The sequence below is a fragment of the Edaphobacter flagellatus genome, from assembly GCF_025264665.1.
Lineage (GTDB): Bacteria > Acidobacteriota > Terriglobia > Terriglobales > Acidobacteriaceae > Edaphobacter > Edaphobacter flagellatus.
Map to the genome: position 1 here is coordinate 2,405,447 of NZ_CP073697.1, position 25,746 is coordinate 2,431,192.

A 25,746-nucleotide genomic window follows, 5' to 3' on the forward strand; every position below is an offset into this window, starting at 1 on the left:
ACCTCCCCTACCACAACGTTCATACAACAGGGCCCGTTGTTTCGCGGATGCCAACCGCACACAGGTAGTGTACTTTTTTGATGCTCCGAATTGTTGCAAAGTGAGCGTCTTTGCTACGTTTTCCTTTGCGATCTACGGCAGCACGGCCAGATAGCCCGTACCCTCCGCGGTACATGGGAAATAACTTCCTGGATATTATTCAAAAATACCCGAATGGTCGCTGCTCGACTGTCGCCTGAGCGATGATTCAGAACTCGAGATGAAGTCCCAGCTGCAGCTGCCGCTCTCTTGCGGTGGCTGTTCCCGCCTCGGTATATGCGCCGAATGGACGAACATTCAATCCCTCGGCAGCAACGGTCGCCGCATCCTGAAAGATAAGCGGGGTCACTCCCGCTGCCGACGTACCGGTAAGGAAGGCGCGTTGTTGCACGCCGGTGTAGTTCACGCGATTGAAAAGATTGAATGCCTCCGCCGTGCCGCGCAGGCGAACACGATCCGTCATACGGAGCGAACGTGCGATACGCAGATCGAGCCGCGCCGTATCTGGCAAGCGTAACGTGTTGCGTCCGACGGTCGGCAGATACACCGCGCCTCCAGAACCATTGATGCTTTCGTGGCCACCGGTGAGACGTGTCCCACCGAAGATCTCATAGCTGTATGGCCTCCCGCTGGTTTCGTAGAAGATGCCTGAGGCTGTCCAACCGTTCGCTACGTGCGCAAGCCAGCGTTCGCTCGTTCTGAGCTTTGGTTGCCAAACTGCGCTTACGACAAGCTTGTGAGGGAAATTGAGCCGCGATAGTCCTTTGTCGTACCCGATGGTGAAAGGGTCAAGCTGTGCATTCGTTCGCGGCGTCGCGCCGATAGCCTGGCCTTCGTCGATCGCCTTCGACCAGGTGAACGCGGCGCGGAACTCAAGACCAGCACGGCTGCGGCGCCTGGCCTCGACTGCGAGCGCGTTATAGCTTGCATTGACATTCGACAGAATCGCTGTGACCGGCCCAAAACTGTCATTGATGCGTGCTGTGTAAACAGGCAGGATGAAGGTATCCCCGTCGCGCACGCCGGGAAGGTTTGTTCCGCCCTGTAACTGGAACGTCTTCGTCGTTGTGGATGGCGCGATGTTGATATCGACTGAGCCGGAGAGCTGACGGTCGATGTTCATCAGATAGGTCGCGCTGATGAACACGCCTGCGCCAACACCGCGCTCCATACTGAGCGAGCCCTGCTGCACCATCGGCGTGCGGAATCGCCTGCTAAAGACAGTCGCAGATGTCGTCCCCGCAATTGCTGCGGGAGGCGCAGCTACATAGGTGCAGACATACCCGAATCCCTGGTTCGCTGCCTGCGGACAATTTGTCACCGTATTGGGAGTGAACCGTATATGCGTCGATGATGCGTCCAGTGCCGTGTTTACGAGTGCGCTGCGAACAGTCGCTCCCGGCACGCGACCGTAGTAGACGCCATAGCCCACACGGACGACACCGCGGCCTGCTCCAAATGGAGCCCACGCTATGCCAATGCGTGGACCGAAGTTATTGCGGTCCTCAGGAAGGATGCTGGTTGCGCCGACGTTGCCGAAGACAGCATCGAGCGCGGTATTAGGGCGCTGCGGCAAGGGGAACAACTCATATTCATATCGCAAGCCAGCATTTACGGATAGATTTGCGCGTGGCCGCCAGTTCTCCTGCACAAAGCCTGCCCAATCCTGTGTCTTCCACGATAGGGCCTGCTCGCCAAAACTCTGCGCATAGGAGCGAAAGCAGAACAGATGCACAGCCGCGTTGATCGACGGACAGCCGCCGTTGGAATACGCGTTTACGTGAAAGGTGTAGTCGGTGATCCAGTCGACCAGCCCGCCGGCACGTCCACTGGTTGCTCCGCTGTCGTAGCGAAATGTACCGACTCTGTTATCGAGTGCGCTCACACGATCGTGGATTACGCTTACATCCAAGCCTGCCAGCAGCAGATGGTGTCCAAAGGCCCATGTCGCTGTATCGGAGAGCTGAAGCCTGCGCTCGTCTGGGTAAGCCTCTCGTCCAACGCCGGCGGGTGTCCCGAAGGCCAGTCCGCTGGGCCCGATGGCAATCTCAGGTGCAAGGCCGCCAACGCCGATTGCCGGTTCCTGCGGTAGAGGCGTCTGGGCCTGCTCGTTACGCAGCTCGTGCCCGTAAGCCACGCGAAGTTCGTTGGTGAAATGTGCGGAGCCCATCCACAACCAGCGAGCCGCAACCGCATCCAGCCTTGTGCTGCCGTTGCCTAAACTCGCGATACCGCGATCGACAACAGGGGCTCCACGTAAACCCGCAGGGACAGCAGAGCGCAGACGGTTGTACTGCACGCTGGCACGATTGCGTGCCGAGGCAGCCCAGTCAAGCTTCACGAAATGGATTGTCTGGTCGTCGCGCCGGTTCACTGGGCCAGTCAGACTATTCAGATAGTTGAGCGCACTATTGATCTTCGCCGGGGTAACTCCACGATTTGCCAGAAGCACCTTTTGCGTTGGCGTAAGGAGATAAAAGTTAGGATCACCCGGGGATGATATGGCAGGAAACCCGCGCCGCTGCTGGTCGAATGCATAAAAGTAAAACAGCCTGTCGCGAATGACAGCCCCACCGATCGTACCACCAAATTGTTGCCGGAGGTCCGACGGTTTTACATTCGTGTTGCCGACCACACCATCGCGATAACTAGTTGCGATGGAGAAGGGATTCGATGCATCCCATGCGCTTGTGCGAGCGACATAAAATCCGGAGCCATGCAGTGTGTTCGAGCCGCTCTTCGTGACGGTGGCGATGGCTCCGCCTGCACCGTGGCCATACAGCGCCGAGTAGTTCTGTGTATTGATGCGGAACTCCCGCACCGCAGCTTGCGAGAAAGAGTATGCGGCGCCTGAGCGTCTCCACGAAGCCGCACTTCCGTGCGCGCCGCCGAGATTGACTTCTGCTTCGCCGTCTGCACTCTCTTCGTTTTCCGTCGTCTGCGCAGCGCGTGCCACGGAATGGAAGCTGTCGTTATCATCGACGCCATCCACGCTGGTGCTGTTCTGTGTTACTGCCAAGCCACGAAAGCTCACGAGTTGATGATCGCTATCGACATCGCCTGCATTGGCTGCTGGAGCGAGCAGCGCAAAGCTCTGCCACTGCCTTCCGCTTACTGGCAGTCCATCAAGATCTGCCTGAGCGACAACGCTCGATGCTGCTGCGCTGGCAGACTGGTCGATTGAGGCTATACCTTCCTCATCATCGTCGATCGCAGTTACAACTTCACGCACACCAGCAACCTTCAGTTGCATGGAGACGCCAGCGGTGCCGCCTGCTTCCACGGCGATATTGTTTAGTGTGAGCGTGGCGAAGCCGGGCGCGCTGAGGGTTAAGCTGTACTGGCCGACGGGAAGATGCGCCAGCAGAAAGGCTCCCCTGGCATCACACTTCGTCGTAAATTGCAGGCCATGGCTTGCATCGCGAATCTCGACTACGGCTCCTGCTACTGCCGCTGCGGCCTGATCCATTGCTATGCCGCGAATGGTTCCGTCAACGGGAGCCTGCGCATGAAGTGCCGAAAGGGAAGTCCACGCGAAGAAGAATGCCCAACAAAGCCGGGCAATGACGCGCATAGCCTGCCCCAGCTCGATCACTTCTTCACAGGCGGCAACGAACTCCCGCCAGAAACACCCGGACATGCCTTCTCCGCAAAAATGCTGTCGAATACTGCTCTGCACACGACGACCACGGGGAAGCACGTGGAGACCGATCCTTACAGCTACACAAACAACGGCAATTCTTGACCGCGTGAGATGAGAGGATAGCCGCAGATTAGCGAAGTTGCTTGATTTAAGAAAGCCTCTATCCAGATTCAGGAACCGCAAAAGAAAAGGGGCGGCAGCCGAAGCCACCGCCCATTTATAGAGATGAAACAGGTTAGAACGTCAACCGCACCGCCAACTGCACCTGACGCACCTGATAGGAGTTGTTAGAGTTGGCAGCCGAAACCGTCCCGAACGTCGGCTGGTAGACCAGTGTCGAAGTTGGATTCGCCGGGTTCGTTGACGAGGTATTCAGAATGTAGCCCGTCGTGTTAACTCCGGTTACATTCTGGTGGTTCGCCAGGTTGAAAGCTTCACCGATGAGTTCGAGGTTATACTTTTCGGCAATATTGAAGGTCTTCTGCGCACGCATATCGAGGTTGATGGTGCGCGGCTGACGGAACGTTGCGCGGCCGATCTGTGGGATGTAGCTAACGCCTGTTGCGCCGAGACCCGAGCTCCACGACTCAAGACAGCCGCTGTTATAGCACTGGTTGGGATTGGTACCCGTGATCCCGAGCGTGTACGGCAAACCGGACTGCATCTGGAAATACGGCTTCAATGACCAGCCGTTCGCCAACCACTTCAGCGGACTTCCTGAAGACACTCCCGGAGCATTGAACACCGCCCAGCTAACAAACCGGCCACGAATGTCGTTGCTTGAATTTGCGTAATTTGAACGCGCATTGGCAAACGGATCGAACCAGTTGTTGGTGCTTGGCTGGGTAGCTGTCGACTGGTTGAAGTCCAGCGCATGTGCCCAGGTATAGTGAGCATCGAAGCTGATGTACTTGGATGCGCGCTTCTGCACCTCGAACGTCAGCCCGTGGTAGTTAGAGTTGACATTCGACACGACCTTGGTGATCGAGTTATATGCAGGATTTGGCGTGTTGAACGCGTAGTTGCTCGCCGAAGCACCTGTCTGTGTCTTGTTCGAATACATCTTCACAGGCAGGATTGTGCCGCACTGCAATGGACCGCAGCTTCCGTTCGTACCAGCGCCTACGGTGTAGTTGAAGGTATACGTTTTGGTAGGATCCAGATTGCTGTTGATGTAGTTCACCAACTCGCGGCCCAGCGCGCCGATGTAGCTAACCGAGAGCACCGTCCCGTGACCGATCTCTTGCTGCACGGCCAAGTCAAACTGCTCAGCATAGGGATTCTGGAAGTTCTTGTCGAAATAGTAGACATTCGGTCCTACCGAGCCAGCCGGCGGAGTCGTCGTCGCGACCTGCGGGAATATCGGTGCTACGACCGTGCCGTTAGACGCCGTGGTTGGGGTGAAGCTGTAGCTTGCCTGGCTGTTCGCCGAGCCGGTCTGGTAGTAGGTATTCAGCAGGTATGCATTGAAGATGCGGCCGTAATAGAAGCCGAAGCCGCCACGAACGACCGTCTTGCCCGCCCCAAACGGGTCCCAGGCAAAACCAACACGGGGAGCAATGTTGTTCTTGTCACTTGGGTGGTTTGTTGTCTGCGGAATCGTCGTCAGATTGCTGTAGGGAGCAGGAAGGCTCTCGTAATCGTAGCGCGCGCCGAGATTGAGAGTAAGAGTAGGCGTAATCTTCCAGTCGTCCTGCACAAAGAAGCCATAGTCGACCGTAGACAGATCGAAGATGGCCTGCCCTATGCCCTGCGAGTAGCTGTTGTAGCAGGAATAGGTACCTACACCATTGCCCGTATTGTTGCAGGTGCGGCCACCCTTGCTTAACAGATCGCTGAAGTAGTTCACGATACTGCTGGAGTAGGTGTAGGAACCATTGCCCTGATAGAGATTATTTTGGAGATCGTAGTTGTGGACAACATCCCCACCGAACTTCAGGTTGTGCTTGCCCAACAGGTAGCTGGCCGTATCGCCAATCTGCCACTTACGCTCATCAGGATAGGCGAAGCGGAAGCTGTAGTACGGCGCACCCATGTTGAAGCCTGCCGAAGTAAACAGGGCCACATACGTGGGAACTCCGGTCGCACCAGTCAGATTCTGCTTTGTGTAAGCACTGGGAGTCTGAAGTCCTTCGTTATTCAGCTCGCGGCCATACTGATAGCGAAGTTCGTTGCTCAGCTTTGAAGTAAAGAGGCTTTCGAGAACCGCAACGCCGTAATCAAGCTTCACGAAGTCCGTACCAAAGGAATCGATCGCATAGGGATTGGTTCCCTGCGTCTGCACTCCGCCGGGAGAATCCCAGCGCATGCGGTGATAGAGAGCGCTCAGATGCTGCTTCTGATTGATCTGCCAGTCGAGCTTCGGTGTATTGATGGTTTGGTCGCCACGGCGCGGAACCGGACCGAGGTCGCCAAGGAGAGCCTGCAACTGCTGGTTATATGCCGAAGCACCCGCAGCGTAGCTGTTGTACTTCAAACGCGCTGCCAGCAAGCAGGCCTGCTGGTCGATCGTGCTTGCTGCCGGAGACCCCGTCACAGCACCTGTTGCAAGATTGCAGGAATAGCCGGCCGGCAGATTCGCGTCCGGTGTCGTAAAGAACGAAGAAGGATTCAGTGCTTTGGCCGTACCAGGGAAATTTCTCTTGAACTGGTCAAATGCATAGAACCAGAACAACCGGTCCTTGATGAGGGGGCCACCAATGCCAAACCCATACTGGTTGCGATTGTCCTTTGGCTTGTACGGCGCGGTAATGTACTGGCCGGTAGTCGAGTTGTATGTTGTGTTCGTCGCGAAGGGCTGGAAGGCCGAGCGGCTCGAATTGCGGTTGTAGAAGTAAATCTCTCCATGCAGCGTGTTGCCGCCGCTCTTTGTTACCGAGTTCACCACGCCGCCGACTGCGCGGCCAAGCTCAGCCGAGTAGACGCCCGTATTCACCTGGAACTCACGGACCGCCGCCTGCGAGGTCGAATAACCTGCACGTGTACGTCCGCGCTCTTCGGAATAAAACGCCTGGTTGTCGTCGGCGCCGTCGATCTGCACGTTATTCAACAGTGGGCTGATCGCACGGAAGCTCAGCAAACCAAAGCCGTCCGAGTTCGCCGTCACGCCGGGCGTTGTCAACGCCAGGGCCGACCAGCGGCGGTTATTGATCGGAATGTTCTCGATCTCATGATTCGACAGATGACCGCCATAAGCTGGCGAATCGAAGTTCAGCACCGGTGCCTCGGCTGTGACCTCAACCATTTGCGAGACATCGCCGGTTTTCAGGTGAGGATTGAGTGCTGTAACGGAGTTGACTTCAACGATGACACCATTTTCGCGACGCTCGGAGAAGCCCTGCCCCGTGAAGGTTACGGTATACGTGCCAGGCGCTAGCAGCGGCGCACGAAACAGTCCAGAACCGTCCGTCGTCACTTGCACGTCTGCATTGGTCGCATTGTTGTGAATCACTACCTTGGCGTTCGGAATCGCCGCATCGGATTCATCCGTTACCGTTCCGGCGATTCCACCCTGAGTCGTGGACTGCGCATAACCGGCGAGGCAGGCTGTGCCACTTAACAAAGCGATCGCTACGATTTTTTTCAGATTCTCGATCATGATTTTGGTCTCCTGAAAACGTCCTTGCCCGGCAAATCGGTGCGCAGCCGCTTTCGCGTCTTTTGGGTTTCCCGTAAATGTGCAGATTTCCCACACCGTGATGAACTCACGGATCAGCCCTTTATCGGAAGGGTACGGCCCGGTCACAAATCGATCCGAGCAACCTGTCGACGATGCCTGCTTCTCTAAGCGGAAGCAACGCATCGGATACAACTGAGTGGGTCTTGTGTAGGTTTAGTTTATCTCTGCGAGTAGAATTGGTGTGTAAATAGAATGTTTATTGATGAGGCAAAGATCCGGCTGAAGGCCGGCGACGGGGGCAACGGTTGCATGGCCTTCCGGCGTGAAAAGTTTGTTCCGCGAGGCGGTCCATCGGGTGGCGACGGTGGCCATGGAGGCGACATCCTTATGTCTTCCTCATTGAGCCACAATACTTTAGTCCACTTTCGCTTCAACCCGGAACACAAGTCGGAACGCGGCGAGCACGGCATGGGCTCTAACATGTCCGGCCAATCCGGCAAGGCTCTGCACCTCGAAGTCCCGGTCGGAACGCTGGTCTATGACGAAGACACCGGGGAGCTGCTGCACGACTTTACCCGTCCCAACCAGACCATCATCGTCGCTCGTGGTGGACGTGGTGGACGTGGCAATCAGCACTTCGCCACCTCGACGCATCAGGCTCCGCGGGAGCACGAGCTGGGCCGCGCTGGCGAAGAGCGCCATCTGCGTCTTGAGCTGCGTCTGCTGGCCGACGCAGGACTTGTCGGTTACCCCAACGTCGGCAAATCGACGCTCATTTCGCGGCTCTCCGCAGCAAGGCCGAAGATTGCCAACTATGCTTTCACCACGCTGGAGCCGAACCTGGGCGTTGTTAAGGTTGGCGAGTTTCCGCATGAGCAATCGTTTGTTATTGCCGACCTGCCGGGCCTCATCGAAGGCGCACATCTCGGTGCGGGACTTGGCGTGCAGTTCCTCAAACACATTGAGCGCACCAGCGTCATCGTTCACCTCGTCGATGTCTCTGATGCATCGGGGAGACCCGATCCGGTTGAAGACTTCAAGGTCATCACAGAGGAGCTAGCCAGCTTCGACCCCGAGTTGCCGAAGCGTCCCACCATCCTCGTCGCCTCGAAGGCCGATGTCGCCAATCCGGACAAGCTGAAAAAGCTGACGACCTACGCCAAGCGCCGCAAGATGCCAATCTATCCGATCTCGGCCGTCACTGGCGAAGGCATCGAAGCGCTGAAGTACGCGATTGCGAAGGCCGTCGCTGAACATCGCCCCTCGCCTGTCGATACAGAGCCGTCCGAGGCAGTGAAGCCCAAGGCCCCTTATCCTCCACCGGCTCCATCGGCACGCCGCAGCCGCCGCTGACGTACTACTCTGATCGCAGCACCTCCGACGGCTCAACCGAAGCAGCCTTGCGTGCCGGAAGCAGCGCCGCCACGACAGCTACCAGGGCGATCATCGCGACTGCCAGCGTCAGTACATAGGGATCGTTTGGCGTGACGCCGAACAGCTGGCTGCGCAGCAGCCGCCCCAGCAGGATGGCCAGCGGAACGCCGATGATGATTCCAACGCTCGCCAGCTTCAGCACATCGCTGAAGACCAGCCGCGAGACCAGCCATCGCGACGAGCCCAGCGCCATGCGGATACCGATCTCCTTCGTGCGCTGCGCCGTCGTATAGGCCATCACGCCGTAGAGGCCGACGCCGGCCAACAATGTCGCCAGCAGGCCGAAGGCGATGGCGAGCAACGCGATCATGCGCTCGTTCTCCATGTCCTGGTTGATCTGGTCGTCCATCGTGCGCAGATCGTCGATCGCGAGCAGTGGATCAACCGAGGCGACTGTCCTGCGAATGTTTGCGAAGACCGTCTCTGGCGGCGTCTGCGTGCGCACGTAGTACGAGAGCGAGCGATTGAGGTCCGAGCCTGCCATCTGCTCCAGCGGAGCATACATCGACGGACGAATCTCGCCGCGAAGGTCCGTTTGCACAAAGTCGCGCGTCACACCGACGATCTCCGTATCGAAGGGGTGATTATCTCCACCGCCGTCGTACAGTCTCTGCCCGATGGCCTTGCTCGCCGAACCGAAGTATCGCTTCGCCAGCGTCTCGTTAACAACCACTACTTTTGGATGGGCAGCATCATCGCTCTCAGTAATGCCTCGGCCAGCGAGCAGTGGAATGCGTGATGTCTCCAAAAGACCGGGACTGATGTTCATCTTTGTTGCGTCGACGTCTTCATCCGGTGCTGCCTTGTACCCGGCAAAGGTGACGCTGCCGGAGTGCGACGACTGTCCCAGCAGAGGACTGTTCGCTGCTCCGACGCTCTCCACGCCGGGCATCGCGCGCAGCGCCTCCAGCATGCGCAGACGCACCGCCGACAGACGCGTCGCATCGTAGCCCGACAGTTTGGGGTCAAGCGTGAAGCCCACCAGATGATCTGTCCTGAAGCCGACATCGTGCGAGCGCAGCTGCTGCATCGTTCGCACAAACAGCCCCGCGCCGACCAGTAGCAGAAGGCTCAGGCAGATCTGCGCACCGACAACGAAACGCCGGAAGCCCAGCGCAGCACCTGTGCCCGTCGATGTCTGCGAGCGCAGCGCCTTCATCAGGTCAGGCCGCAGCATCTGCACTGCAGGAGCCAGGCTGAAGAAGATGCTGACCACGATCGCAATCGCGAAGTTGAAGACCAGCAGCCGTCCGTCCAGCGATGTGCTGAAAGGGCTTCCCGTCTTGTCAAAGTGCTTCGTCAGCAGGCCGACTGCCACGGGAGCGAGCGTGAGGCCGATCGCGCCGCCACCGATGCCGATCAGCAGGCCCTCCAGCAGAAGCTGTTGCACGATCCTTCCCGAACGCGCCCCCAACGCATAGCGTAGTGAGAACTCCCGCACACGCCCCGCCGAGCGCACCAGCAGCAGGCTGGCAACGTTGACCGCCGCAATCAGCAGCACCAGCGCAGCCATGCCCATCATCACCAGCAGAGGCGTTTGATAGTCCTCGCGGTTGTACGAGAAGCCGCGTGCCGCAGGCTGCACCAACAAGCGGCTGTTCGTCAGATATTGATCGGTAAAACTTTTCGAGGACGTACCCAGCGCCTTCAGCTCGTCGGCACGCAGAGCGTGCCACAGCGGAGCGCACATGACCTCCGCCTGCTTCGTCGTCACACCATCCTTCAGACGCCCTACGATATTCATCCAGCGGTCGGTGTGGTCAGTCAACGCCTTGTCCCGGCCGGGCATGACCTCACCGAGCATCGACATTGGCACAAAAAGAGCCGGCGTCTCGCCCCATACCGCGCTATGAAAGTTTGGCCCTGTGACTCCGACCACCTTGAACGGATGTCCGTTCAGCGAGATGTTCTGCCCCACGATGGAAGCATCGCCACCTGTGTGCTTCTGCCAATAGTAGTAGCTCAGCACCATGACGGGAGCGGCGTCTTTCTGCTCGTCCTCGGCCTGCGAGAAGAATCGTCCCAGCGCCGGAGCCACGCCCAGCATCGTGAAGTAGTTGCCGCTGACGATCTCGGCCTCAGCAAACTCCGACGAGCCATTGCGGGTAAGCGCCACGTCCGCCTTCGATGTGGCTGCCAGCGCCTCAAACGCCTGCGACTTATCGCGCAGATCGCGATACATCGGATACGAGAAATAGCTTTCGATGCCGCCGCCGTGCGAGCTCGAATGCCCGCGCCACGCCTTGCCCGTGCCCTGCAGATACACCAGCTGCTGCGGCTTATACACTGGCAGCGCACGCAACAAAGCCTGATCCAGTAGCGAGAAGATCGCCGTATTCGCGCCTACACCCAACGCCAGCGTCAGCACCACCGTCAGCGTAAAGGCAGGGGAGCGCCGCAGCTGCCGCAGCGCAAATCGAAGATCATTCAACGTGTTCTGCATGGCGTTTATAGCCTCCAGTGTTCGAGCCAGGATTCTTCACCTTCGGTGAAAGCAGTTCGATCTCCATTGCCCCTACACAGATTTTCAGCGACTTAGCCGCGGTGGATCAAAACGACCTGTCCGCATCTGCAAAAACGCGTCCGCAATTGGACACTGGCAATGCGGCGCTCAGAACTCTGCACCAGCCCGCATCCAACCACAAAGAGACAAGCACGGCGCCGCCAGTCACAAAAGGTTGCCAAGTCATAGTCCGCACCAGCCCAAAGCCACCTGTATCACCACTTGCCTGCGATACCCTTAAAACGAATGCGAGGCTACTCCCCAATGATGAAACGCTACACCCTTATCCTTTTTGCAGTTCTTCTCCTGGTCGTTCCCGCTGCGCTCCATGCTCAGATTGCCGCCTACGGCACCGTGGGCGGAGCAGCCTTTGGCAACGCACCCGTCAATCTCGGCTACGGCGGCATGGTCGGCGTCTACAAAGCCAGCGGACACGTGCTTCACACCGTTTCCGTCGGAGGCGACCTGCGCGGCTCTTTCATGGGACGCGACGGCTTTCACTTCAACACCTTCGCCGTCGGCCCGCGTGTCTCCTTCAACCCGCATGTGATTCCGCTGCATCCGTATGTAGAAGGACTCATCGGTTTGGGCAACTACAACCGAGGCAAGAACACCTCGTCCAGCAACCACTTCAACTACCAGGTCGTCGGAGGACTCGACGCCACGATCCTGCCGCGCATCGATTGGCGCGTCGTCGATATCGCCTACAGCGCCGTCACCAGCAACAGTGTCCGCGCGACCACCTTCTCTACTGGACTCGTCGTTCGACTCTGGTAAGGACGAATCAGTCGGTCAGCGGGACGTTCCTGCACTTGCAGTCTCGCTGGCCGGCTGACTCGCTAACTTGCTCGTTTGTTCGCGCAGATTCTTGAACGCGTGATACACGAACGACCCCAGAAACCATCCGTCCATGTACTTGTATGGCGTCTCGCCCGTCGTGTAATGTCCGCACGGCAGCACCTTTGAGACGTAATCCACCTTCAGACGGTCGAAGTTCTTCAACACGTCCAGCGAGAACTCGCGGATGAATGTCAGATCATACGTCGCATGCACCACCAGCACTTGCTTCCGTTGTGCTGCGAAGCGATCCATATAGGACATCGGGCTGATTGCTGCGAAGATCTTCCGTACATCCTGCTGCGTCAGATCCTCCTGCTCAAATGACGCGCGAATATGCCGTGTGCTCTGCCCCGTCCACACTACATCGCCGAACTGCGTCGAAGCATGGTTGAACGCGCACACCCTCAGCCGCGGATCGAACGCCGCCGCAATAAACGCATAGCAACTTCCCAAGCTCGTCCCCAGCACGCCGAAGTGCTCATAACCCTGCTGCTCCAGCCAATCAATACAGCTGCGGATATCCACCACCGCCTGACGACATGCTGAGATCGTCCTGCCGATGTTCGAGCTCACCGCATAATCCGACCGCTCCAGCTCCGCCGGTCGCCGAATATCGTGATATGGCTTCGACAGCCGCAGCGCCGAGATGCCGAACCGGTTGAACAGCGTGCACAGCGCATTGTGGCTGAACGCGTCCGCGTTCCACTGCGGCATCACGATAATGGCCTGCTTCGGCCTGCCCACCTGCTTTTCCGCCGGAGCCGGATACCACCGCGCATTCACAACATCGTTCTCCGGATAGCGCGTGCTGACCGGCGAGGTGAAGCGCAGAAACTCCGCCTTCACGCCCTCGCCCGATTCCTCCAGACGCCGCCACTCCGCTGCCTGCTCCAGCGTCTCCGGCCGCACGTTGGTCGGAAATAACTGCGGATGGCGCTTCTCCAGGCGAAAGTCTGTCGGCACCTCATACCCAAAGAAGTCATCGGCCCGCGCCACAAGCGACTCGTTCAAGCGAACCATCCACTCAAACTCCGAATCAGAGTCGCTCAACCCGGCCCCATCAACAAAATCCGCGAGCCAGTCCTCGCCCCACTCCAAAGGCCGCACTACGCGGTTCGTATCACGAGTGGTCAGCGCGGTCTCCCACGCATACATCCACTTCGCATAAAGCTTTTTGAGCATTATCTAAGTTTATCAAGCTACCCTATGTCCTCAAATTATTGACTTGACGTCATAGCGATACCAGCTTAGTTTGCGGCTGGCACAACATCTGGAAAATTTCTTGAAGGTACAATTCGCCATATGCAACCGCTTCGCATGTTCGTCTTTTTCCTTTTACTGCCTCTCTGTTCGCAAGCTCAAAACTTGACACCCACTAAATCAGACTTCAAGGCGTCAGCTCAGAGCGTGATCAAACAATCTTCCAACTGGAAGGCCACGATTGATCAGGTCAAGACAGATGATCTTGATGTAAAGTTTGCTATCGGCAAAGAAATCGAAAAAGCCAAGGAAATCGCTTTGTTGAATTACAACATGACCATTTCGTGGGCTCGGCGCGTGCAGACAGACGAAAGTCTCTATGCTGAAGTTAATTACTTCTCACAACTCCAGTCATTTCAAAGCTCAGTTGATAATCTCTCAAGTATCTTGGGCACCTTCACCATGAATAGCGTAAAGGATCAAAAGAAGGCGAATGATTGGAGCTATGCCCTTACCGAGTTGTCGACAGGCCCCATTAATATTGCTTGGCAGACCGGCATGGTCTATACGTTAGACCACATTCAACGTTCAGAGGCACTTTGCAAGTCCAAGTGAAGTAAGAATTGGCAATTCCAGATTTTCTACACCCACACATAGTCCCTCACACCTCCGCCACCACTAAGCAAACCCGACCCACAACATAGTCCGCCGGAGACTCCCCCTCCCGCAGCCCGATCAACTGCACCGGAAACTCCCTGAGAAACGGCCGCAGGATCAGATGCCGTTCGTCGAAGTCCACATACCGCAGCATCAGCATCGACCCGGACCTGACTGCATAGATATTCGGCTGGCTCGCGCGATATGGCGCCAGCGAGTTCCAGTGCCGGTCGACGATAGCCAGGGCACCCATCGCCAGGACGGGGGCCATCGCAGCCGCCTGTTGCGCATCCACGCGCACCGCCACGAACCGCTCCCACTGCGTACGCCGGGGAGCTGGCTTGGCCCTGTTCTCCTTCAGCCGCGCCGCCACCACCGGCACCGTCTCCATCACCTCGGAGGTCGCAATCTGCGCATCGTCCATCGCGGCCGACGGCGAGACGATCGGCACGTCCATCTGCTCCTCTCGTTCCTCGACTGCCATAGCCGCCGCACCGGCCAGGTCCACCGGCAGCACCTGCTCGACCGTCAGCCCCTGTGCCTCCATCACGCGGTCCAGCCCCTCCAGTGAGAGCGCCCGCTTGCGGTTCAGGAAGTTCGAGATATGAGCCTGTTGAAATCCCGCGCGCTGCGCCAAACGGCTGCCCGTTACCAGGCCACGGTCGATACGCCGCGCCAGCTCCTGCCGAACCAGTTCGTGAAGATCCTGAAAATTCATCTCTCTAAAGTCCTCTGCCTGCTGTAGATATCATTGTGCAAGACGAATATTAGGCGAAATATTATCTCTATGCAATAAGTGTGATGCAGAAACACTTGAAAAAGCTGGATTTCCTTCCCAAAATCTTCTGAGGAAATCTTGGAGTTGACACGAGTTTTGTCTAAAGCTATAACCTTGAAACTTCCTTCCGCGGCTTTTGGAGAGGCAAAATCGGCCCGCAGGCCAGTTCGTTTCAGCCTGTTCTGCGCCCTCGGGTCCGGCTCCCAGCCTCTGCCATCAAGTCTCGGCAAGGGTGCAGTTGACTTTATCCCAAAGGTCTTTGCCCTGTGGATTGAACCGCAACCCGGCGCTGATCGACGCACGACCCGGGATTTACCCCGCGCATGCAGCCGACGCCGCCCCTAACCCACCTGATGTGAGCCAATTCGACCGCTGATCAAACAGGCTCCTCAGGACATTTTCGGCCTTTGAGAGAGGAAACTCATGAAGTATTTGCGGATGGACCTGAAGGTATGTGAGGGCTGCGGCACGCTGTGGCTCCGCAGAACGAACCCCACTGGCACAAATCCCCATAGTGCAGTTCGTGGCGTCTACTGCCGCGCCTGCGCTACACGTCTGGCCGACTTTCCCATGCCCAGGGGGAAACATCCCGGCGGCCGCAAACCGCGTCTGGCGCGCGTCTCCTGCTGTGAGCGCGCCGTCGTCTCTCACGGAGGTGCACGATGAGCGCAGCTCCCATCATCCTCCCCGTCCTCTGGGCCACCGCTGCTCGAAAGCCCAAAACCGCAAAGAAGAAGGCGAAGAAAAAGCCTGTCGTCCCTGAAATCGCCTTCTACCGCAAATACACCGAAGCCCTGCTGCGCCGCTACCTCCGCATGTCGATGGAGTCGGGCCGCGCTCCATCGCTTCTCGGACGCGAGATGTTTCGCGGCAACGTCACTCACTACAAGGTCGAAGGCTTCGACGATGTCGTCATCTTCGTGCACGACGTCTCCCGCTGCCTCGAGCTGCTCACCCACGACGAAACCTTCCTCATCACGCGCATCGCGCTGCAGGAATATACCCAGGCCGAAACATCCCTGATGCTCGACCTTCCCATTCGCACCGTTGTACGGCGCTACGGAGAGGCGCTCGACATTCTCACGCGCATCTTCCTCGACCGGCGCCTACTGCAACCGCTCCAAAACCTGTCAAGATGTGGAAAACCTTAAACGCCTCGCAACCTGCTGATGTGCTTGCTGTTATGTCTGTCCTTGAAAGTGCCGATTAGTTTCGCGCCACTTGCTATTCTGGAAAGGTAATCGAGAAATGAGACGGGAGAGCGCCCATAGGCCGCTCTCCCGTTCGCTTTTAACCGAACCGTGAAGGGAGATCGTATGCACCACACACAGCGCCATCGCAGCCCGAGCAGCGCCAACCGAAGCGCCAGAGGCATGGAGCTTCACGCGATGGCAGTGGAGTTCCCCGTCGTCCACGGCCACCCTAACCGCCTTCCCTTCGAAGGCGTTCTTACCCTTGTCGACACACCAAGCGACAAGGCCCCGAACGGAGCGCGCGGCCATCGCGTCATCCTCACCCGCGCCGCTGCCGAAGCCGCCCTGCCTTCGCTGCTCGGCATGGCCGTCGACTACAAGGCCGGATGGGATGGCCACGACGCCCGGCAGAAGTGCGGCATCATCACCGCCGCTGAGATCGACGGCAATCGCCTCACCATCGCCGGCTATCTCTATGCCCGCGACTTCCCCGAGATGGAGCAGACGATCCAATCCTCTGCCGGCATGGGCATGAGCTACGAGCTGGCCGATGCGCACGTCGCCGACATGCGCGCCTCCATCTGGACGCTCACGCGAGCCACCTTCACTGGAGCCGCCATCCTGCTGCGCGACAAAGCCGCCTATCGCAGCACCAGCTTCCAACTGATGCAGACCTCGAAGACTCATCGTCGTGTTGTCGCCAGGTAATCAACTCGTCCAAGGAGAAACATATGAGCTTCATCAGTGTTCTCGCAGCCATCGGCAAAGGCTTCGAGAAAGGCCTGAAGTGGGCCATCACCTACGCCGTGCCCGTCGAGCGCCTCGTCGCACTGCTCTTTCCCGCAGCCGCACCGGCTGCCGCAGAGCTGGCCGACGCCACCGCTCTCATCCAGAACGCCGTGCTGCTCGTCGAGCAGAAGTACGCTGCCAGCGGCATCCAGAGCGGAACGGGCCCGCAGAAACTCGCCGAGGTCCTCGTGCTCACACAGCAGGCCGTCACTGCACTGCTCGCCAAGGGCAATATTCAGGCCGATACGACCTACATTGCGAACATCGTCTCCGCAGTCGTCGCCATCCTCAACGTGCAGCAGTCGCAAATCCCGACGAAAGCATAGGCATCTTCCTCAATCGTGTCATTCCGAGCGAGGCACAGCCGAGTCGAGGAACCCCGCATTTCATATCCCAGCCCCAACCGCGCCGGGATTCACCGAACGAAAGGAACACACATGGAAATCCAGATGGAGATCAACGCCAATGAAGCCAGCTTCGAAGAGCGCCTGGCCGCGGTCGAAACCAAACTGGCGCAGCTTCTTGAGCTTCAAGCAACAGCCGTAGCAAATACGCCTTCTACGGTTACAAATCATCGCAAGACACTCGCCGCGAGCGCAATTACGCTGCTCGCCAAGCAGAACGTAGCCGTCGATTCGCTCGAATCCAGCGCATTAGACTCCGCGCTCTCCAGCCTCTCGATCGAGCAGCGCATCGCCGTCAAGGCGCAGCTTTTCCGCACCGGCCTCGTCAGCTAAGCCATCGTCGCCGGAAGCCAACAGACGTACCAACACAAGGGCACAGCTCAAGGCTGTGCCTTTCCTCTTTCCAAAAGGAGATGTAATGAACGCGAAGTTTACTGACATCCACGCCGCAGCGGATTTCCTCGGACCGGGCGCGATCGAAGTTCCTCTCTACCAGACCGAGATCACCGATCTCGTCCAGCGACGCGGCATCTTCGGCCAGCGCATCAAGCAGGTTCCGGCCACCGGCCACCCTTCACGCTTCTTCGAAGAGACCGCTATCCCCTCGCCGTCGGCCACGTCAGGATTCGTGGACCCGCGCAACATCGTCGCGCCGCTCGTCACACCCACCCGGGTCGAGCGCAGCGTGCCGCTGAAGGCCCTGGTTGCGCAGATCAATTACAACCTCTTCGACCTGGAGCTCGGTAAGCAGCAGTCGCAGTTCGCGTATCTGCAGGCCAAGGATCTCGCCGACACCGTCGACGGTGTCCTGCGTACGCATGACATCGCGCTGTGGAACGGTACCGACACCAGCCTGAGCTCGCCAACCACGGCGCAGTACTTTGGCGCTGCTGCGCAGATCGCCGCCGGAGGCAATACGACCACCATCGGCTCTGCGCAGTCCATCGTCGATGGACTCAAATCCACCGTCGCGCAGATGCTCGCCAATACCTCATACGGCGTGCGCCCGACGGCTATCTACGCCAATCCTGTGCTGCTCGACCTGATCGATCGTGAGATGAAGCAGGAGTTCAATGTCGTGCTCAACACGAAGGAGATCACGTCTGGCTTCACCGTCAAGACGCTCTCCACGCAGGCCGGCGAGCTACCTCTGATCCCCGAGTGGACGCTCGGCTACACCGGCACGCCCGGCTCCGGCTCCGCCGTGCTGCCCGCCTACATCGTCACCGAAGACCTAATCGAGTACCACTGGCTCTCCGACCCGAACCCGCGCATCTTCCAGCTCGGCGTACCCGGCTCACTGGCCTCGCAGTACGTCGTCGTCAAATTCGGAGGCGTCGTCGTCAAGGGCGCCAACTACGCGCACTACCAGGTGCTCGTCGACCGCTAAGACACGCCGCGGCGCAAACCAGCCCGCAGGACTCACGGGGGAGGCAGGTGCAAAGCTATTTGTACCTGCCTCCGTTTTTTTTTCACAGGAGGTGATCGCAAGTGCCTTATCTGCTACCAAACGAATATGTCCAATACGGCCTAAGCCCGGATACAGCCGACGACTGGATCGCAACAGCCTCGGCGCTGATCGACGCGCACTGCCGCCGTCCCTCGCTCGCTCTTACGCAATACACAGAACGCATCCGCTTCATGCAGGGCTCGCAGAACATACGCCTCAGCTATCGCCCGCTGGCAGCACTCGATGGAGCAACATCGCCACTGGTCGAAATACGTGCCCGCTACAGCCGCTCACGTCGTGGCGAGATAGAAGATCCTTTCCGCGCACAGGTTGCCTGGGCCTTCAGCCTGCCCGGCAGTTGGAGCACGCTCGACCCGACAAGCATCGACATCAATCTATCCGCAGGCGAGCTGACCTTTCCTGAAAATCTTCTTGGCATGAGCTACAACGAGGCGGAGATCACCTACACTGCGGGCCTCCCCGTCATTCCGCCCGCCATCAAGATTGCCTGCGCGCAGATCGTCAAAAACGCCCAGGCCACACCCGCACTCAATGTCCGCTCCAGCCGCATGGACACCGTGCAGATGGACTACTTCTCCGCCTCGCTGGTCGATCCCGAGGTGCAACAGCTGTTGCGACCCTATATCGCAGAAAGGCTTGGGTGACGCCATGGCCGACCTCACGCGCAATGCCGAAGCCGCGCGCCGCGCCATCGATACGTTGCTACGCAATGCACGTGTGCGCTCCGTCATGTTGCGCATTCCTGCACCTGCCATCGCTGGAGACATAACCGAGCAGCTCGGCCTCACCACGCCGCAGTTTCAGGACGTTGAGCTGAACCCGGCTGTCTTTCGTACAGCATCCACCCAGGTGACCAAAGCGGGCGCAATGGAGCGGGACCTCTTCGTCTCGGCGACAACCGTGCAGGCACTCACCGGTTCGCAAAACTTTGCCTCCGCCAATGCGCTCTTCGCGACGGCCTTCGGCATCCTCATCGACGAAACTCTGATGGAGATTCTCTCCGTCTCAGAGATCGAAGCCGGAGGACAGGTTTGCGGTTATCGCCTGCTCTTACGTGAAGCTCCTATCCCCACTTAACCACCTATTAGCCACTGTAAAGGTTACAAATTTATGCAAAACGCGAAAGATACCTTTTACATCACGCTGCGCGACCGAATCGCCACCATCAATCCGGCGCGCACCGTACTAGTGCGCGGACAGTCGCGGCCGGGTGTGCTGGTAGAGGAGAATGAGCTTGCTTCGGCATTCGATCAGCACGACGCATTCCGTCTGCGCTGGACAACAACGAATATCGACTCACGCGGCTCCCTGCCGCTTGTCACCATGCGATGCGAGATCCACTATGCCACTGCAGGCAACAGCGGCAATGGAGGCATGGACCGCGGGCGCCTGCTCACAGCGATGGACGCCGAACTGGCTGCAGCTATCAATGCCATACCGCAACGCACTGCGAAAAACAGATACTCCGCTGCAGGCCCGACAGCAACGACCACCAACATCTTCTGGAACGATGTCACCTTTGCCAGCACCGAGGTGGAGGGCGAGCTTCTGCGCCGCACCGCAACCGTCGACGTCTACAGCTATCAGGAGGCGGGGGAACTATGAGCACAGCATCCAATGTCAACGCACCGATCACACGACGCGTACGCGCTTACTTCGCGCCTGTTGATCGTAATGCCTCGGCACCAACGCTATTTGATCCTGCGCAAACGGGCGACTTCGCACTCGATGCTCCACCCTCTCCGTGGATTGACCTCGGCTGGTGCAATAGATTCGCTCGTAAGAGCGGTGAAGGATTGAACACCGGCATAGCCGCATTGCGAACCGGTGCGCCCGCCACAGTCACGGCGCAAGTGCGTACGTTTGCTGAGGCAACCGTCGAACTTGAATTTGCTTCGTGGGGCAAGCTGCAGCTCGCACTCGCCTGCGGCACGCAGCAGATGAACCTGCTCTCTACCACATCCAGCGCAGCCGCAAACGCCAGCGGCGGCACGGCAGCCGCGGCAGTCCCCCTGCAACCCGGATCGACCGCCACTGCGCTGCAGGTCGGCACCGCTGCGCAGCAGTTTACTGTGGGCAGCTTTGTCGCTGTGGACGTTGACTACACCAACCAGACCGGATACATCGGCAGCGGCGTAAGCGGCGCATATCTCCGCTCATCCTCCGATGCCGGTGGCGACGCAAACTACATTCGCCGCGTCTCACTGAATGTGGCGCGCATCACCTCTATCGCAAACGGCGCATTACAGCTCGATAAACCGCTGCTTGCCGGAGCCCCGGCCGCAGGCATGCAGGTCTGCAGCCTTGTGGGGTTTGTCGATCGCGAAGGCTCCAGCTTTTTCCAGGAATGGTCGGCATTGTTTGTGATGGAGGGGGAGCAAGGTGATCGCGTGATCTTCCACTATCCGCGCCTGCAGGCTATGCGAGGCGCAGCCGAGACCGCGGAGACCCTGGCCGCACCGCTTGATCGTATTCGCCTTGCCTGCGCCTTCCGCGCGTTGCCTGTACGCGACGCAAACGACGGCGAACAGGTTCTATGCTTCCGCAGCTACCTACCCGCCTAGTCAAGGTTGCTTCAACAGATTTCGTGAGTTCAGAAGAAAGGATTTTCATGAGCCGCACATATCGACGATGGACGATGGTGAGCGCACTGCTCGCCGCTCCCATAGCTTCTCTTGTGCTTGTTATTTGCGCCTTCGCGCAGGTCGTAACGACATCGGTTACAGATACGATCTATCGCGCCGACGGAACACCAGCCGGGGGCACAGTAATCGTAAGCTGGCCTGCATTTACCACCACGACCGGCCAGGCTGTCGCCGCAGGCAGCACCTCGGCCACGATCGGCACCAGTGGCGTGCTGACCGTGCAGCTTACGCCCAATGCGGGCGCGATACCACTCGGCACCTACTACACCGTTGTCTACCATCTCGACGATGGCAGCGTAAATCGCGAGTACTGGGTCGTACCCGCCAGCACGTCGCCGGTGCGCATCAGCTCCATCCGCAGCACGGTGCTACCCACCTCGGTTGCCATGCAGACCGTCTCGAAGAGCTACGTCGATACGGCCATTGCCGCTGCTGTTGCCGGTCATCCGCTGGACACCTCGAACCCTTACGTGCTGAAAGCGGGCGATACCATGACGGGCCCGCTCACGCTGGCGAGCGATCCCACAGCGCCTGCGCAAGCCGCGACGAAAAGCTATGTCGATACCACCATAGCTGGGGTTGCTGGAGGCCTCTCGCAAAAAGTCGCTACTCTACCCAGCGCTGCACAGATCGTGACACAGCCTGCCGGCACACAACTTTCTGTGAACCGCGAAAACGGTGTCGCCTACGCCAGCCAGTTCCAGACCGGCCGCGGAGGCAATGGCATCGCCAATGCACTCGCCGGCCCAGACTGCGCCTCCGGCTGCGAGGTCAAAGCCGAGCAGAACTACAACGCCAACGAAAACTACACACCATCGCAATGGGTTGACGGTACGCACGTTGAAGATAAGCGCTGGGGCGGACGTCGCGACAGCTATCTGAATCCCGAAAACCCGATCTATCCCGGCACGGAGACGGGACAGGTTGTCAGCGTCACGGCAACGCGCAATGCCTCCACCATCAATCAACTCACGGCTACGCATAACCCAGCGTCGATTGGACTTGCGATCGACCACAAGGGGCTCGCCGGTGGCTCCAACCAGCTTTCCGCCGGTATCGGCGCTGTGCCTTACTTCAAGTCGGCCTACAGCGCGCTGACTGTAAACGGAACCTACAACACACAGGGCCAACATGTGCTTGCACCGAATGAGATCAACTGCTTCGGCGTAGGCGACTGTATGATCGGATCGCAGTTCATCCTCTCCTCCGGCGGCGCACGCGACAACGCTGACGAAGGTGCGCATCCCTTCGATCTGCAGATACGTGAAGATTCACGTGTCTTTACCGGAACCTGTACTGCCGGATGCACCACCGGCTCCACCTCTGTCATGATCGCTGCAACGTCCTACCCAGGAACGCAGGGCGACGGACGCTTCCTGATCAACACCACGCCGTCGAAGACCATCACCGCAGGCAGCCTGACTGGCGGCAACCTTAATGGCGCTAACGCTGCTGCCACCTTCACCGGAACCAGCTTTCCGGTAAGCACCTTCTTTCAGATCGCGCAGCCTATTCCGTCGCAGACCAACAACGTCGCTCCCGGCACTGTTACTGTGGCCATCGCGACCACGGGACTGCCCTCGGGCTTCGCCTCCAATACAGCCGCGGCTGCTGCGCCAAGCGGCGTCGCCTGCATCGCCGACCCAACAACGCCTAACAATGGCATCGACGACTTCGAGACCGCCAATTACACCGTCGTCGACGGCACGCATCTGCAGCTCAGCCTCAACAAGGCACACTTTCCGAACTCCACCGTCGCTATAGGAGGCTTGTGCGGCTACGGATTGGAGCAGACCGTGGACACGATCAATGGCATCCGCCAGGTCTTTCCTGTCATCGGCTCCTATTCATCCACCGGGCTCTATTACTCCGGAGGCTTCTCGTCGATCGTCGGCATCGGAAAGACTTCAGGATTCGCCAACGTCTCGCTTGCCATTACCTCGGCCACACGCAGCGGCAACACCGTTACGCTGACGACGGCTGGCAATATGCCGGTTGACCTGAACGGCCTCACGGTCAACGTCTCCGGTATGACCGACTCCAGCTACAACGGAAGCTTCACCGTCTCCACCATCAGCGGAAACACGCTCAGCTATACGCAGAACGGTCCCAACAGCACCAGCACAGGCGGCACCGTTGCTCTGTTGACCGGAAGTTATGTGCTCTATCCCATGGCCGAAGTCCTGAGTGTCTTCAACTCCACAACGAAGCTGGTCGATGGCCAGATGACACTTGCGCCCAACAATGTCGCCTGGGCATCCAACGATACCGTTGAGCAGCCGCACTATCACATCCAGAAGGTCGGTCCCGATCTGGAGTTCATCGGACAGACCGCTCCACGGCCCACTGTCTTTCAACAGGCCGGTATCCAGTACGAAGGCACGAACGGCCCGGGTCTGCTGGGCTGGAACGTCATCAACGCCACACCGGCCTCCAGCTACTTCGGCAACGGAGGTACGCACACGCCACCCGATCTCGCTTACCTGGCGCAGGGCGTCTGGAACCACACCATGGTGGCGCAGGCCGGTGAGCAGAGTGTCTTCACTATCCATTGCAATTCGCACGGCTGCGGCCGCTGGAACTCCGGCTACAACCTCTTTGAGCTGGATTCCAGCGCATCGACCGACATCGTTGCGTTTCAGCCGCAGACCAGCTCGCTTAATTTGACGCTGCGTGGTCGCGGCTACAGCTTTACTCCGCAGGCCTTCACCGCCGGAACCATCAACGTCGGGACACTCAACGCCACTACCATCAATGGCACTCTTACGGCATCGCAGCTCCCCGTATTCCAGGCCTCGGGAACAACGCACGCTGCAGGCGCTGTACCCGATCCCGGCGCCACGGCAGGCACGACACGCTACCTGCGCGAAGACGGCACATGGGCCACGCCTTCCGGTGTCGGCAGCGTTGGAGCCAGCTCTGCTCCTATGCCGTCCGGCGTGTTGGCCGACTACAACTTCATGCAGGGCTCCGGCACGGTACTGACGGACTCGAGCGGTAACGGCAATAACGGGACTCTCGGCTCCGGCGGAGCAGCTCCCACCTGGACGACGAACGGGTTGCGGTTCCCCGCAGGATCAAATGTCGCTCTGCCCGCTGCACTGAACGGCACTCGGACCGTCCTCGCTGCGGTCTACTTCGATCCAATTACCGGTGCGCCTGCCAATGCGCAATGGCCCGCGATCATCACCAGCAGCATGGGGGCCAGCGGACTGAACCTGATGATGTTTTATTCCATCGGCAGCACCAACTACGAACTTGTCTTCAGCCCTTCAATCTGGAGCAACGGAGCAGCCTCGACTGTGGCCGATACGCGGCTTTCCGGCTTCCACGTGATCGCCTATGTCACCGGCAGCACAACTTCGTCCACCGTCGATCACCTGTATGTCGATGGTGTTGAAGTTGGCAGTTATCGCAAGCAGAGCGCTTCGGCAGGAGCACAAACCACCGGCAATCTCTTCCTTGGAGCAAGCGGCGCAGGCTACTGGACCGGAGGCGCCAGCGAGACGATGTACCGCGTTGTGGCCTACAGCTCTGCGCTGACGCCGGAGGCCGTTCGTACGGCCACGCTCGCGATGCGCTCCGAGGTTGCGGCGCGCGGTGTTGCCGTCGCACCACAGCCGGCTCCCACCACCGTGCCGCAGCTGCACGCCATCGGCGACTCGATCACCTTCGGCGCAGGAGGCGTCAACCCCTGGCCGTCGCTGCTCACGCTCACCAATCAACCCAATTACGCGATCCACAATTGGGGCATCAGCGGCATTCGCGCCATTGAGATCAACGGCACCGAACCCAACCGTGCCGCGCCGGGCTGCATGACGACGGCTGGTGGAGGCTCGGTTGCCATCGTGATGATCGGCACCAACGACTTCACCTTCGGCACAGGAGTGCCAAACGATGTCCTCTCGGAGATCGCAGGCGAGGTGCGCACGCTGCATAACGCTGGATGCACCGTCTTCGTCGGCACCATGTTGTCCCGCACAGGAACGGACATCAACGGCGGCTCGTTCGACGCGGATAAGAATGCCCTCAATGCACTGATCCTGCAAAATGCGAAGATCATCGGCGCGAATGGCGTTGTTGACTTCGCGGCCAATCCGCTGCTGGGCGCAGATGGAGCCAATGCCAACACCACCTACTTCCAGGCTGACCATGTTCATCCAACGCAGGCAGGCCAGCAGCTGCTGGCCACTGCAGCCAGCAATGCGCTGAACTACTACTTCGGCTACTCGTTGACGAATCCCAACGCTGTCACAACTCCGACCTACGCCATGGCGAGCGGAGACGGTACCGTCATCGCAGCCCCCACAGCCAATGCCGCATGGACACTACCGGACTGCACCGGCCCAAGCGGTGCAACCTACACCATCATCAACTCGCAGTCCGCTTACACCCTGACTCTTCAGGGCAGAAGCGGTCAGCCGATTAACGGGCTGACTACACCAGTCACCGTACCCGCCAACGGGACAGTGACGCTGCACGACGTTCCTAATCCGAAGAACATCTCCGGCTGCAGCTGGGTGATGTAGGA

General features: G+C 58.9%; 19 protein-coding genes. 14 read left to right on the forward strand and 5 right to left on the reverse strand.

What is annotated here, in order from left to right:
* Nucleotides 1-247 precede the first annotated feature (247 nt).
* Both KFE13_RS10020 and KFE13_RS10025 read right to left on the reverse strand, forming a co-directional pair.
* On the reverse strand, nucleotides 248-3,679 hold the full coding sequence (locus KFE13_RS10020) for a carboxypeptidase-like regulatory domain-containing protein (RefSeq protein ID WP_260702974.1): 3,432 nt from the start codon (nucleotides 3,677-3,679) through the stop codon (nucleotides 248-250).
* A gap of 238 nt (nucleotides 3,680-3,917) precedes the next feature.
* A complete protein-coding gene (locus KFE13_RS10025; protein WP_260702975.1) occupies nucleotides 3,918-7,280 on the reverse strand; it encodes a TonB-dependent receptor in 3,363 nt (1,120 codons plus the stop codon).
* A gap of 273 nt (nucleotides 7,281-7,553) precedes the next feature.
* Between KFE13_RS10025 and obgE the strand changes: the two genes are divergently transcribed.
* Nucleotides 7,554-8,654, forward strand: a complete 1,101-nt coding sequence (obgE, locus tag KFE13_RS10030; RefSeq protein ID WP_260702976.1) for a GTPase ObgE — start codon at nucleotides 7,554-7,556, stop codon at nucleotides 8,652-8,654.
* A gap of 4 nt (nucleotides 8,655-8,658) precedes the next feature.
* On the opposite strand, the gene KFE13_RS10035 is transcribed toward obgE, so the two are convergent.
* A complete protein-coding gene (locus KFE13_RS10035; RefSeq protein WP_260702977.1) occupies nucleotides 8,659-11,178 on the reverse strand; it encodes an ABC transporter permease in 2,520 nt (839 codons plus the stop codon).
* A gap of 324 nt (nucleotides 11,179-11,502) precedes the next feature.
* Here KFE13_RS10035 and KFE13_RS10040 point away from each other — a divergent pair, with 324 nt between their 5' ends.
* Entirely contained in the window at nucleotides 11,503-12,015 is a 513-nt protein-coding gene (locus KFE13_RS10040) for a hypothetical protein (RefSeq protein ID WP_260702978.1), read from the forward strand.
* A 15-nt stretch (nucleotides 12,016-12,030) separates the two neighbouring features.
* Here KFE13_RS10040 and KFE13_RS10045 read toward each other — a convergent pair whose 3' ends face one another.
* A complete protein-coding gene (locus tag KFE13_RS10045; protein ID WP_260702979.1) occupies nucleotides 12,031-13,260 on the reverse strand; it encodes an alpha/beta hydrolase family protein in 1,230 nt (409 codons plus the stop codon).
* Between the two features lie 120 nt (nucleotides 13,261-13,380).
* Between KFE13_RS10045 and KFE13_RS10050 the strand changes: the two genes are divergently transcribed.
* Nucleotides 13,381-13,893: a hypothetical protein gene (locus KFE13_RS10050; protein WP_260702980.1), complete on the forward strand. Its 513-nt coding sequence runs from the start codon at nucleotides 13,381-13,383 to the stop codon at nucleotides 13,891-13,893.
* 46 nt (nucleotides 13,894-13,939) lie between these two features.
* Here the strand turns inward: KFE13_RS10050 and KFE13_RS10055 are convergent, their stop codons facing one another.
* Nucleotides 13,940-14,653, reverse strand: coding sequence for a helix-turn-helix domain-containing protein (locus KFE13_RS10055; RefSeq protein WP_260702981.1), 714 nt, complete (start codon nucleotides 14,651-14,653; stop codon nucleotides 13,940-13,942).
* A gap of 483 nt (nucleotides 14,654-15,136) precedes the next feature.
* On the opposite strand from KFE13_RS10055, the gene KFE13_RS10060 reads away from it, so the two are divergent.
* The 11 genes from KFE13_RS10060 to KFE13_RS10110 all read left to right on the forward strand — a co-directional run bounded on the left by KFE13_RS10060 (nucleotide 15,137) and on the right by KFE13_RS10110 (nucleotide 25,744).
* A complete protein-coding gene (locus KFE13_RS10060) occupies nucleotides 15,137-15,379 on the forward strand; it encodes a hypothetical protein (RefSeq protein WP_260702982.1) in 243 nt (80 codons plus the stop codon).
* On the forward strand, nucleotides 15,376-15,864 hold the full coding sequence (locus tag KFE13_RS10065; RefSeq protein ID WP_260702983.1) for a hypothetical protein: 489 nt from the start codon (nucleotides 15,376-15,378) through the stop codon (nucleotides 15,862-15,864). Before KFE13_RS10060 ends, KFE13_RS10065 begins: the two co-directional genes overlap by 4 nt.
* 165 nt (nucleotides 15,865-16,029) lie before the next feature.
* Nucleotides 16,030-16,614 carry a hypothetical protein gene (locus KFE13_RS10070; protein WP_260702984.1) on the forward strand — a complete coding sequence of 195 codons (585 nt, stop codon included), beginning with the start codon at nucleotides 16,030-16,032 and terminating at the stop codon, nucleotides 16,612-16,614.
* A 23-nt stretch (nucleotides 16,615-16,637) separates the two neighbouring features.
* A complete protein-coding gene (locus KFE13_RS10075; RefSeq protein WP_260702985.1) occupies nucleotides 16,638-17,021 on the forward strand; it encodes a hypothetical protein in 384 nt (127 codons plus the stop codon).
* A gap of 111 nt (nucleotides 17,022-17,132) precedes the next feature.
* Nucleotides 17,133-17,432, forward strand: coding sequence for a hypothetical protein (locus tag KFE13_RS10080; protein ID WP_260702986.1), 300 nt, complete (start codon nucleotides 17,133-17,135; stop codon nucleotides 17,430-17,432).
* A gap of 85 nt (nucleotides 17,433-17,517) precedes the next feature.
* Nucleotides 17,518-18,489, forward strand: coding sequence for a hypothetical protein (locus KFE13_RS10085; RefSeq protein WP_260702987.1), 972 nt, complete (start codon nucleotides 17,518-17,520; stop codon nucleotides 18,487-18,489).
* Nucleotides 18,490-18,590: 101 nt separating this feature from the next.
* Nucleotides 18,591-19,214: a hypothetical protein gene (locus KFE13_RS10090; protein ID WP_260702988.1), complete on the forward strand. Its 624-nt coding sequence runs from the start codon at nucleotides 18,591-18,593 to the stop codon at nucleotides 19,212-19,214.
* A 4-nt stretch (nucleotides 19,215-19,218) separates the two neighbouring features.
* On the forward strand, nucleotides 19,219-19,647 hold the full coding sequence (locus KFE13_RS10095) for a hypothetical protein (protein ID WP_260702989.1): 429 nt from the start codon (nucleotides 19,219-19,221) through the stop codon (nucleotides 19,645-19,647).
* A 33-nt stretch (nucleotides 19,648-19,680) separates the two neighbouring features.
* Nucleotides 19,681-20,175 (forward strand): hypothetical protein, encoded by a 495-nt coding sequence (locus KFE13_RS10100; RefSeq protein WP_260702990.1) that lies wholly within the window; start codon nucleotides 19,681-19,683, stop codon nucleotides 20,173-20,175.
* Nucleotides 20,172-21,134 carry a hypothetical protein gene (locus tag KFE13_RS10105; RefSeq protein WP_260702991.1) on the forward strand — a complete coding sequence of 321 codons (963 nt, stop codon included), beginning with the start codon at nucleotides 20,172-20,174 and terminating at the stop codon, nucleotides 21,132-21,134. Before KFE13_RS10100 ends, KFE13_RS10105 begins: the two co-directional genes overlap by 4 nt.
* Before the next feature lie 47 nt (nucleotides 21,135-21,181).
* Nucleotides 21,182-25,744, forward strand: coding sequence for an SGNH/GDSL hydrolase family protein (locus tag KFE13_RS10110; RefSeq protein WP_260702992.1), 4,563 nt, complete (start codon nucleotides 21,182-21,184; stop codon nucleotides 25,742-25,744).
* Nucleotides 25,745-25,746: the final 2 nt, after the last annotated feature.

Coding starts and splice junctions, on each gene's coding strand:
- KFE13_RS10045 (WP_260702979.1), bottom strand. CDS start 13,260: ATGCTCAAAAAGCTTTATGCGAAGTGGATGTATGCGTGGGAGACCGCG.
- KFE13_RS10075 (WP_260702985.1), top strand. CDS start 16,638: ATGAGCTTCATCAGTGTTCTCGCAGCCATCGGCAAAGGCTTCGAGAAA.
- KFE13_RS10080 (WP_260702986.1), top strand. CDS start 17,133: ATGGAAATCCAGATGGAGATCAACGCCAATGAAGCCAGCTTCGAAGAG.
- KFE13_RS10100 (WP_260702990.1), top strand. CDS start 19,681: ATGCAAAACGCGAAAGATACCTTTTACATCACGCTGCGCGACCGAATC.
- KFE13_RS10070 (WP_260702984.1), top strand. CDS start 16,030: ATGCACCACACACAGCGCCATCGCAGCCCGAGCAGCGCCAACCGAAGC.
- KFE13_RS10055 (WP_260702981.1), bottom strand. CDS start 14,653: ATGAATTTTCAGGATCTTCACGAACTGGTTCGGCAGGAGCTGGCGCGG.
- KFE13_RS10025 (WP_260702975.1), bottom strand. CDS start 7,280: ATGATCGAGAATCTGAAAAAAATCGTAGCGATCGCTTTGTTAAGTGGC.
- KFE13_RS10085 (WP_260702987.1), top strand. CDS start 17,518: ATGAACGCGAAGTTTACTGACATCCACGCCGCAGCGGATTTCCTCGGA.
- KFE13_RS10035 (WP_260702977.1), bottom strand. CDS start 11,178: ATGCAGAACACGTTGAATGATCTTCGATTTGCGCTGCGGCAGCTGCGG.
- KFE13_RS10060 (WP_260702982.1), top strand. CDS start 15,137: ATGAAGTATTTGCGGATGGACCTGAAGGTATGTGAGGGCTGCGGCACG.
- KFE13_RS10105 (WP_260702991.1), top strand. CDS start 20,172: ATGAGCACAGCATCCAATGTCAACGCACCGATCACACGACGCGTACGC.
- KFE13_RS10020 (WP_260702974.1), bottom strand. CDS start 3,679: ATGTCCGGGTGTTTCTGGCGGGAGTTCGTTGCCGCCTGTGAAGAAGTG.
- KFE13_RS10040 (WP_260702978.1), top strand. CDS start 11,503: ATGATGAAACGCTACACCCTTATCCTTTTTGCAGTTCTTCTCCTGGTC.
- KFE13_RS10050 (WP_260702980.1), top strand. CDS start 13,381: ATGCAACCGCTTCGCATGTTCGTCTTTTTCCTTTTACTGCCTCTCTGT.
- KFE13_RS10065 (WP_260702983.1), top strand. CDS start 15,376: ATGAGCGCAGCTCCCATCATCCTCCCCGTCCTCTGGGCCACCGCTGCT.
- KFE13_RS10110 (WP_260702992.1), top strand. CDS start 21,182: ATGAGCCGCACATATCGACGATGGACGATGGTGAGCGCACTGCTCGCC.
- KFE13_RS10095 (WP_260702989.1), top strand. CDS start 19,219: ATGGCCGACCTCACGCGCAATGCCGAAGCCGCGCGCCGCGCCATCGAT.
- obgE (WP_260702976.1), top strand. CDS start 7,554: ATGTTTATTGATGAGGCAAAGATCCGGCTGAAGGCCGGCGACGGGGGC.